The organism is Maritalea sp. (assembly GCF_047634455.1).
Lineage (GTDB): Bacteria > Pseudomonadota > Alphaproteobacteria > Rhizobiales > Devosiaceae > Maritalea.
Genome location: NZ_JBLIAI010000082.1, coordinates 1 through 9,513, shown reverse-complemented (window position 1 = coordinate 9,513; position 9,513 = coordinate 1). Strand labels below are relative to the sequence as shown.

Genomic DNA, 9,513 nt, shown 5'->3' with positions numbered 1-9,513 from the left:
CGTTGGCCTTAAGACCATCTGCCACTGCCGACAAACGATCGCTTTCTTTCACCCGCAATTCGTCTATCCCCGGCATGTGTGTCGCGCCTTGTGCAAAGGCCGCAGCCACAGCGAGAACCGGATATTCATCAATCATAGATGCGGCCCGCTCGGCGGGTACCGTCACGCCTTTAAGCTCTGAATATTTCACCCGAATGTCAGCAATATCTTCGCCACCGGAAACCCGTTGGTTCAAAATTTCAATGTCACCGCCCATTTCCCGCAAGGTGATCAACAGTCCGGTGCGGGTCGGGTTCATCAACACATTTTCGATGGTGAGGTCAGAACCCGGCACGATCAATGCCGCAACCATGGGGAAGGCCGCAGAACTTGGGTCGCCGGGAACTTGCACTTCTTGACCACGCAGGTCGGGCAATCCTTCAACTTCAATGGTGCGCTGGCCGTTGGCGTTGGTGGTGACTTGCACATTCGCCCCGAACCCGGCGAGCATTTTTTCTGTATGGTCGCGGGTAAATATATCTTCAATCACCGTGGTGACACCCGGGATAATCAACCCCGCCAGCATAATGCACGACTTGACCTGCGCCGAAGCGACAGGGGTGTGGTAGGTAATTGGCACAGGCATTGAAGGTCCACGCAGCGCAATCGGCAATTTGCCATCATTATGCTCAAGCACCTCAACACCAATTGATCTAAGCGGATCAAGCACCCGCCCCATTGGCCGTGAACAAAGTGAGGCGTCGCCTGTATAGCGCGAAATAAAATCATAGGTGCCCACAAGCCCCATCGCCAACCGCACGCCCGTGCCTGCATTGCCAAAATCAAGTGGCGCGTCGGGTTCCAAGAAGCCGCCGACACCGACGCCATTGACGTGCCAGTGCTCGCCGCGCTTTTGCACTTTCGCGCCAAGCTGGGTCATTGCGCGGCCGGTGGCCAAAACGTCTTCGCCTTCCAAGAGGCCGGAAATGACGGTTTCTCCGATACTCATTGCGCCAAACATCAAAGCGCGGTGAGAGATAGACTTATCGCCGGGCATGGCAATAGAGCCCTTAAGCCCGCTCGACCGCATTGCTGCCAATGGGGTGGGGCTAGAAGAATGATCAGACATGTAAAAAGTTTTTCTTTGAGTTTGTGATGTTGCGCGAGGGCATTTAACACGCAAAATATCATGTCGACAATGCTTGGAATGGCTTGTTTGGCGCTTTTTGCAATTTTGCATTTGACAGAACCCGCTACGTTACGTACCCAACCTGCCAACAAATGAAGTTTTCAAAAAGGTTAGATTAGTGGCAAAAGCAGACCGCGGAAATAAGCGCCAGTGCCAAAGCTGTGCGACCAAATTTTACGATTTGAACAGAGATCCTATTCTGTGCCCAAGTTGCGGCGCACAATTTCAGCCAGCTGTTGTTGCCGCTCCGGTCGTGAAAGAGAAAGAAAAAGTAGAAGAAGTTGTTGCAGTCGTCAAAACTGACGAAGTCGAACAAGATGCAGCAGCCATTGCTGTAGGGGCGGTAGTTATCTCGCTTGACGATGTAGAAGACGATGACGACGACGACGATGATGAAGACGATGTAATTGAAAACCTTCCAGATGTTGATTTGGAAGATGATGATGATGAACCAATCACATCGGCGGACGACAATACGTTCTTAGAAACGGACGATGATGACGATGAAATTGGTTTCGACGTTCCGGTGAAAAAAGACGAAGATCTATAAAAATTCGTTGGGGCGCAAATTCCCTCTTGCAACGTCCAAATGTTGTAACTAGTTTGCGCCTCGATAAACCTGTGGTGATTTGATCCCATCGATCACCATTTCTGGGGCCATAGCTCAGCTGGGAGAGCGCTTCGCTGGCAGTGAAGAGGTCGTCGGTTCGATCCCGTCTGGCTCCACCAATTAACTCATTCATATTGAAAGAGTTTTTCTTTCTTGTGTTGGTGAAAAAGAAGTGATCTAGGGTTCATTGAATGCAACCTTTCGGGTTGGATGCAAAACAGGCTGCTTCAGCGTCGAAAAGCCTCACCGATATGAAAATTGCTTTCGTTTCTCTCCTCAAATCAGTCTATTTTGCACCCAGTCCAGACCCTAGACGCGTACAATCTCCATGAGAGGCTCAAACATGTAGATCGCCGATCTTCTGCCGGCCGCAGGTTGCACTTCTGTTAGAAGGCCATTCTTCACAAGTATTTTCGATATTCGTTTTGCGGCGCTTGCGGGTATCCCGGCCCGGTTTGTAAAGCGACCGTTTTGGAAAACTGGGGTTCGGAATATATAGTCCTGTGCCAAAAGGGCCCATTGAGATGACGTGAGTTCGCGGAACCTTTCCTTCATTTTCTCATAAAGTGCTGAGATTTCTGTTGCCATTTGTAGATTGCCTTTTGCTTGCGCGACTATTGCATCGAGAAAAAACTCGGTCCAAGTGGTCCAGTCGTCGTTCAGCGACACTTGCCGCATTGTTTCGATATAGCGATCTTTGTGTTCTTCTAGGTATCCACTCATATAGAAGTGTGGCTTGTGTATCAGTCCGAACTTCCACAGCAGTAGGGTTATGAGCAACCGGCCAATTCGACCGTTGCCGTCGTTGAATGGGTGAAGGGCTTCGAATTCGACGTGCGTTACGGCAGTTTTAACCAGAGAAACCGTGTCGTCGGTTTCGATGTAGTCGAGTAGTGCGACCATTGCCGCTTGGATGTCCAACGGCGAAACTGGTGTAAAATAGACTTTCTTCTTTCTTTCGTCACCGATGTAGTTCTGTTCTGTTTTGTATTCGCCCGGCGATTTTATTGCTCCGCGCCCAAAGCTCAGTAGCACTTTGTGGCAATTTTTGATGAGGTTCTCGTTGATTGGTTCGCCATCGAGTATGGCTCTTTGAGCACGGCGAAGAACGGTGCTGTAGAGAGCCACTTCAATCACGTCTGAACGGTACTTTGAATTCGTTGTCGGTTGTTCTTCATCGTCTTCTTCTGCTTGATAGACCATCACTTCGTCGACTGTGGAGATAGTCCCTTCCATTCTTGAGGATATGACCGCTTCTTGGTTGCGCAACGGTGCCAACAACAGTTCGCTGTTTGGCAGCATTTTCAGCATTTGATCGTATCTGGATATTGCTTCTTGCGCTTCTAGGAGCTTAGGCACCAGTTTTTCTAGCGATAGGTTCGTGGGTGGGAAATTCCCATAGTGATAATTTACGTTGTCGCTAAAGTCGTAATCGCTGCGGTCGAACATTGTAAGCTCGCTAGTTGTTGTTCATTTTATCTAAAAAATGAGCCACAAAGTCAATTGTGTCAATAAAATTGACATTTGTGATCCACAAAATAGTTTGATGTTCATTGTCGCGCCACAAAACGCGTTGTGGTTCAAATAGTATTAGTTTTACCCCACAAAGTAATATGCAGTGCATGCATGCACCACAAAGCAGGTTGTGGTTCAAAAAGAGAAAAATTCGCGCCACAAAGATTGCCAACGAATGGATGGAGTCCGTTGTAGATACGCTTTAAAGTACGTTGTCGTACACTGGCAGTGCAGAGGTCGTCGGTTAGAACCCGTCTGGCTCCACCAATTTTCTTAAAACCTGAACACAAAACTGCCGACGCATAGCATCGGCAGCTTCAGTATTGCTTGTGGTTCAAAAGTGAAGTGAACAGATCACTCCGCCGGCATCGTAGACGCCCGTTTGAAATTGAAACGCTCAGCAATCCCCCGCATTTTAGCGGCGAGCAAATGCCTTTTGCGGAGTGCTGGACGTTCAACAAAGTAAAATGAGGCTGCGGCAACCATGATGATAAGGGGGGTGACAATCGCCATCAAGCTCAGTGGGTCCAGTTCGGGCATCAAGGTAATGACGATCTGTTTGATCGGGAACCCATAAATATAAATGCCATAGGAGAAGTCGCCGATTTTATTGTACTGGCGCACAAATCCAGCTGGGACATAGGCTAGCCAGAATGTGGTGTACGCAATCGCCAAAATAAAGGCCATTTGATAAAAGTCAGTGTCGCGCAACACCGCTGGCAACAAAACCAGAGGGATCACAAGAACAAGGGTGACTGGAATTTTGTCACGGAACATATAGGCCGCAGAGCCGAGCAAGAAACACAGGCCAAAGCGCATAATGTGGTCAACTGGCGCAATCGTTTCCCGCAGATCTGTATATATTGTGACAACGAGATAGAGGGCAACAAAAAGGGCAAGAACCGCGGCAAATCGCAACTTGGTGGACATTAATCCCAACATGCCCAAAACCGCCAGTCCAACATACGCCATCGCCTCCCAACGCAAAGTCCAAAGCGGCGTGTTCAACTCAAGTGCAAAAGGCACATTTGCAAACACACCGGGCAATTGCCCATTATCGACAAGCATCGAACTGGTCAGGGGCACGTATGCCCAAGTCGACAGATAAGAGAAATATGCAAGTGGACCTTCGTTGGAAAATAGCGGTCCAATCACAAATACCGTGATGACCGAAGCAACGAACAGGCCAGGGATTAACCGCAAAAACCGTGCCGAGAAATACTCAAACATGTCCTTTGAGCGCACAAGGCTCTGTGCGATCAAAAATCCGCTGATCACAAAGAAAACATTTACCGCCAAATGGCCCAGTGTGTAACCCACTTCGTTCATTAATGGTTCGGTTGCCAAGTCGCCACCCACCACGATAAACGCATGGCTCCAGACAACAGCAAAAGCGGCAAAGAAACGCAACAAGTTGAGATTATTGTCACGGCTGTTGCAAAACTGTTCAATCGTTCTTAGGCCAACTTTTTTCATCATTTTGATCCCTATCTGCGTTCGTACTAACTATTCGGCAGGCGTTTGAACGGCTCTATGGTCTTGTTGCCGCGCAGTATGTACTGGATTCAGTTTCAATTTGGTTGCAGGTGCGGTCTGAGCAAAGACAGCTGGCAATCCGGTGTCGCGTTGGCGCTTGACCATGTTCTCAACCGCCATGCAAATATAGGAGACAGCAATCACCACCATATATGTGCTGTGTTCTAACAATTCAGCGCGGTCGCCAACCACCGTGTCAAATGCGCTAAAGCCAATGAAAGTCAGAGCGGAAATAAACAGGGCCAACACATAAAGCCGGTCCGAGGCGTCCTGTTCGCGTTCGCCCGCCACCAGCATGACGTTCAACGCGGACAAGAACAACACAGACAAAACCAATTCCCACAGGCCGGCAAAGGTCAGGATGGCGGGTACATGGTCAAGGGATATCCCTAGATTTTCCAAATAGACGCCAAATTGCCAATTGCGGTCTTTGCCGAACCAAGTCAATCCACCAATGGAGGAGCGGTTCAAGAATTTATCCAGTCCGTTGAACAGCCAAAACACCATCCAATAAAGGATGAAACCTGCAGTGATTGCCTTGGATGTGAGATATCTATAATTTATCATGTCTTATCTTGTTCGTTCGCGGTTGTGGTTTGGGGGAGCGGCGCACCATCAGGCTGCTGCCCAAGCTCCGCCAACAATTCGTTAGCCAATAAAACAAACTGATTGCGTTTTTTGGTGCAGGCGCCAATCGTGCCCCAGACCAACATTTCTGCGGTCGACTTTTCAAGACCGGCAAGTTGGTCGGGTCGAAATACGGTGAGCAACTCCTTGCGTGTCTGCATCAGCCGCGCAAAAAGGTTGTCATTTTGTTCGATGTCCGCGCGGCATTTCTTGGCAATAATCCAGGCTAGCCGTGCAGCTTGATAAGTCGCGAATATGTGTTTTTGATTGGGTTTAGGGTTAAGTAGGCTCTTGGTTGGTGTGCCCAATACCGTCTCGACGCGGGTCGAAAATGTCGCCAGCAACTCGATAGATTTTTGAACGTCTGCTATCTCGTTTACCGCGCAGTTCTTGCCTGCTTCCGTTGTCCGCCATGCTTTTTCAGCCATCTTTTTTGCAATGGGTTTGTTCACGCCTGTGCGTGCGCGCCACAACCACCAATTCGCATCAATAAAATCAGCTAAGAACGAAATTTTCTCTTCATTTGCTGTGACATCGCAAATTTGGTCAACGGCATATCCATAGGAAATGGCCGCAAACTCCTGACGAAGATTTTGCATGTCTTCTTGCTGCGCGCCAATCGCGGCAACCGGCATCAGGGCCAAAATAACAATAGCGGCTGGTTTCAATAACAAACGTGATCATCCCAATTACACAATACTTAACAAATTCTTTATACCAGATTTTGCCTGTGGGTTCGATCCATCCATCCGTATATTGGCGTAGTTTTGTGGGATGTAGTTAATTGAAAAGGTTAAGAGAAATGCAGTTCAGCCGGCTTGTTGGCAGAAATGAAGACGCCCCCGAAATTTGGGGGCGCCATAAGTCAGATTTAGTTCAAATCGTCTCTTAGAATTCTTGCCATTCTTCATCAGCGTTCACCGCGACCGCTGCATTGCCTCTGGAAACAAAACTCTTGGCCACGTTCATGGCCTTTTCTTGTAGTGCCTTGATTCCCGTTTGAACGGGAAGTTCGGCCGGTACTTCATTGTTTGCGCCAAGGGGCAAACGTGGCTGGCCGCCATTTTCAGTGACGAACACATCAACAATCCGGTCAAGCTCGTTGGCTTGTGCTTCAGTTTGCTCAATTGCGGCGTTTGTTTCTTCAACCAAGGCGGCGTTGTGCTGGGTGGTTTCGTCCATTTCTCTGACGGCCATATTTATCTCTTCAATCGAATTGGCCTGTGACTTGCTTTTTTCTGCGATAGACACCATCGCCTCATTGTTCGAGCGGGCTGCATCCAACATCTGCTCTAAGTTCTCAGCCGCCTTCGCAACAAGCTTGGTGCCACCGCTTACCTCGGTTCCAGATTGCTCAATCAAGACCTTTACTTCTGAAGATGCTTGGGCGGCAGATTGTGCTAGTCGACGCACTTCAACAGCCACGACCGCAAAGCCTTTGCCAGCTTCTCCGGCGCGCGCTGCCTCAACAGAAGCGTTCAACGCAAGCAAGTTAGTTTGGAACGCGATGTCATCAATCATGCCAATAATATTGGAAATTTTGCCAGAGCTTTCCGTGATCCTGCCCATGGCGGTCGTGGCTTGGCGCATGACTTCCCCACCCTCTTCCGCAGTGGCTTTTACCCGGTTGGCATTTTCGCTGGCGCTATCCGCCTCTTTGGCGTTTTCCAGCACAGTTTCGGCCAATGTTTCCATCGCAGCAGATGTTTGCTCAATGGTTGCGGCCTGTCGCGTGGTCCGCTCGGACAAATCATTTGCCCCGGCCAGAATTTCTGAGGTCGCGCTTTTGAGTGCACGTGACGTGTTTCGCAATTGGCCAACCACATCGTTCAAGCGATCTGCGACCCGGTTGGTATCATTCTTGAGCTGGGCAAATGCACCTTCAAAATTGCCTTCAACGCGTTTGGTCAGGTCTGTGTTGGCTAGAGCCGCAAGCACTTCCCCGGTTTGTTTCAAACCGCTATCTACGGTGTTGATCATATGGTTTACACTGCGAGAAAGTTTGACCATTTCCTCATCTGCAATATCTTCGTTGACGCGTTTAGAAAAATCGCCCGCGGCCGCAGCCCCAACCACTTCACCGAACGACATTTGCAGGTCTTCCATCATTTCAGCACGTTTTGCGACTTGCTTTTGCCGCGCGGCCTCTTTTTCTCCAAGCTCAGCGACTTTGATCGCGTTTTCTTTAAAGATCATCAGTGCCCGGGTCAGGGTGCCAATTTCAGTATTGGCCGCATCCGCAGTAATTTCCACGTCAAGTTTGTCTTGTCCCAATTCCTCCGCCGCCGTCGCCAATTTGTTCAGCGGTCCGGCGATGGAGCGGCCAATGATGGTACCGGCGGCAATCATGAACAATAACGCGAAGCCGATAACCGATGAGAATATGATTGTGGAATTGCGTTCCACGGCATTCAGATTTTCAACGGCAGCTACGACGCCTTTATCCGCTTCTGCGAGCAACGCATCTATGTTGGGCAGCATCAGGCTATACAGTGCTTTTAGGTCGGCAACAGCTGTGTTCAGTTCGCCGGTTTTTTCAGCGAAAGACTTAAACTCGGCTTGATACGTGCTGATCAGGCTCGTCACTTCTTTTTTCTTATCATCTGCAAGCGGCGTCCAATTTATTTGCATTTGGAATTCGCTCACCCGAGAGTCAATGTCAGCAACAAATTTCTCGTCGCCGCTCAGAATGAAGTCTTTTTCGTGCTGTCGCATCATCAGCACTTTGATGGTCAATACATCCAAATTTGCGCGCTGCAATTCAGCCTCTGCCGCTTGCACAGCAGAACGAAGGCTGCCGCGAATGCCGTCCTCTGCACCAAGGCCCAGCTCGATTGAAAGGTTCTCAATATTTTTGAAAAGTGCCCGCCGTTGGGTCAATTGTTCGTCGAATATTTCAGCATGCTCAAGGATTTCTGGCCCCTTGATATAGGGGCGAAGCTCGCCCAATTTCTCTTCTATGATTGCATCTTGAGTGGCAACCTGCTCAATTAACTCCACATTTGGACTTAAGAGAAAGTTCTTTTCGGCCGATTGCATATCCAAAACCACAGCTTTGAGCTGGTTGGCGTTTCGATCAATCTGGGAAAACCGTTGTTCTTCGGCCTTCACGCTTTCGGAGGTGACGAGCGAATAGAAATATCCAGCGCCCAACACCAAGAACAAAAGACCACCTGTAATGGTGAGCAATAATATCCGTTGCGATATTTTTAACCGACTTAGACCTTTTGAATTCAACATGCCACTTTTCCAAGTTTACGACCTACTTTCAAGAATGTTACTTGAACGTCCTTTCTGAACAGTAAATGGTTCGTCTGGTTCACATGTGTAGTTTACGACGACAACTACATTTGAATTACCCTGATATTTCATTAGTTTAATTCATATTTGCCAAAGATGTTCGGGTGGCAATCGTTTTTGATAATCAGACGCAAGCAACATTTGCTGACCGCCAGGGGCTATTTTTGCGCTGTTGTCATATTCTATGTGCTTCATAGGTTGATACCCATTTGTGAGCAATTAACCCAAATCGGCACAAATATTCGACAAATGGTGGGTGTTTCTGTCAAACAGCGACACTAGGCGTGGCTTGAATTATGAATCTTTTCACTTCAATCAAGCATAAATGGTCAAGAACCACCAACCATCCTTCGGGGCAGGCAACTAATGACTCTGGTGCAACCGGCAACCAAAATGCAGCACACAAATGAACCCGATGACGTACGCAATGAGCCCGAACAATTTAGGGCCTCCTCGGTCGAATGTGTCCAGTCTGCCGCACGGTTTGCGCAGCTTGCGACGCCTTGGCAAGTGTTAGAAGCTGACCATGCCGCTGCATTCACCTTTTTTCAAACCTATGATTGGTGCCAACATTGGTGGAACACCGTTGGGCAACAAAACGAAGATGCTGCGCTTAAGATAATGCTGCTTTGGCATGGCGATCGTCTCGCCGCCGTTTGGCCGTTAATGACGGATATTTTGCATTTGGGTACAACAACCCTACTGCCCCTGACATCCCCGCATGCGGAATATTCAAATCTGATTTTTGATCCCATGC

The 9,513-nt window shown here is 48.8% G+C and carries 7 protein-coding genes, 1 tRNA gene and 1 pseudogene; 3 read left to right on the top strand and 6 right to left on the bottom strand.

What is annotated here, in order from left to right; all coding sequences use genetic code 11:
• Window positions 1-1,108 (bottom strand): 3-phosphoshikimate 1-carboxyvinyltransferase (gene aroA / locus ACJAZW_RS14290; protein ID WP_415159270.1); only part of this gene is annotated, 1,108 nt, incomplete at its 3' end.
• A gap of 178 nt (window positions 1,109-1,286) precedes the next feature.
• Here aroA and ACJAZW_RS14285 point away from each other — a divergent pair.
• Together ACJAZW_RS14285 and ACJAZW_RS14280 are read left to right on the top strand one after the other, a co-directional pair.
• On the top strand, window positions 1,287-1,718 hold the full coding sequence (locus ACJAZW_RS14285; protein ID WP_415159268.1) for a TIGR02300 family protein: 432 nt from the start codon (window positions 1,287-1,289) through the stop codon (window positions 1,716-1,718).
• Window positions 1,719-1,821: 103 nt separating this feature from the next.
• Window positions 1,822-1,897 (top strand) — tRNA-Ala (locus ACJAZW_RS14280).
• Window positions 1,898-2,087: 190 nt separating this feature from the next.
• On the opposite strand, the gene ACJAZW_RS14275 is transcribed toward ACJAZW_RS14280, so the two are convergent.
• The 5 genes from ACJAZW_RS14275 to ACJAZW_RS14255 form a co-directional block, all read right to left on the bottom strand.
• Window positions 2,088-3,227: a Fic family protein gene (locus ACJAZW_RS14275; protein ID WP_415159266.1), complete on the bottom strand. Its 1,140-nt coding sequence runs from the start codon at window positions 3,225-3,227 to the stop codon at window positions 2,088-2,090.
• A gap of 420 nt (window positions 3,228-3,647) precedes the next feature.
• Complete coding sequence (locus ACJAZW_RS14270) at window positions 3,648-4,772, bottom strand: acyltransferase family protein (RefSeq protein WP_415159264.1); 1,125 nt, start codon at window positions 4,770-4,772, stop codon at window positions 3,648-3,650.
• A gap of 27 nt (window positions 4,773-4,799) precedes the next feature.
• Complete coding sequence (locus ACJAZW_RS14265) at window positions 4,800-5,396, bottom strand: hypothetical protein (protein ID WP_415159262.1); 597 nt, start codon at window positions 5,394-5,396, stop codon at window positions 4,800-4,802.
• The gene (locus ACJAZW_RS14260; protein ID WP_415159260.1) at window positions 5,393-6,130 is read right to left on the bottom strand and encodes a hypothetical protein; all 738 of its coding nucleotides are present in this window, start codon (window positions 6,128-6,130) and stop codon (window positions 5,393-5,395) included. The genes ACJAZW_RS14265 and ACJAZW_RS14260 overlap by 4 nt, the downstream gene beginning before the upstream one ends.
• A 214-nt stretch (window positions 6,131-6,344) precedes the next feature.
• Window positions 6,345-8,696, bottom strand: a complete 2,352-nt coding sequence (locus ACJAZW_RS14255) for a methyl-accepting chemotaxis protein (protein WP_415159258.1) — start codon at window positions 8,694-8,696, stop codon at window positions 6,345-6,347.
• Window positions 8,697-9,122: 426 nt separating this feature from the next.
• On the opposite strand from ACJAZW_RS14255, the pseudogene ACJAZW_RS14250 reads away from it, so the two are divergent.
• Window positions 9,123-9,513, top strand: a pseudogene (locus ACJAZW_RS14250) (hypothetical protein); the annotation flags it as partial.

Bases quoted from the DNA above. Each gene is read 5' to 3' on its own strand.
- ACJAZW_RS14275 (WP_415159266.1), bottom strand. From the start codon at position 3,227: ATGTTCGACCGCAGCGATTACGACTTTAGCGACAACGTAAATTATCAC.
- ACJAZW_RS14270 (WP_415159264.1), bottom strand. From the start codon at position 4,772: ATGATGAAAAAAGTTGGCCTAAGAACGATTGAACAGTTTTGCAACAGC.
- ACJAZW_RS14265 (WP_415159262.1), bottom strand. From the start codon at position 5,396: ATGATAAATTATAGATATCTCACATCCAAGGCAATCACTGCAGGTTTC.
- ACJAZW_RS14255 (WP_415159258.1), bottom strand. From the start codon at position 8,696: ATGTTGAATTCAAAAGGTCTAAGTCGGTTAAAAATATCGCAACGGATA.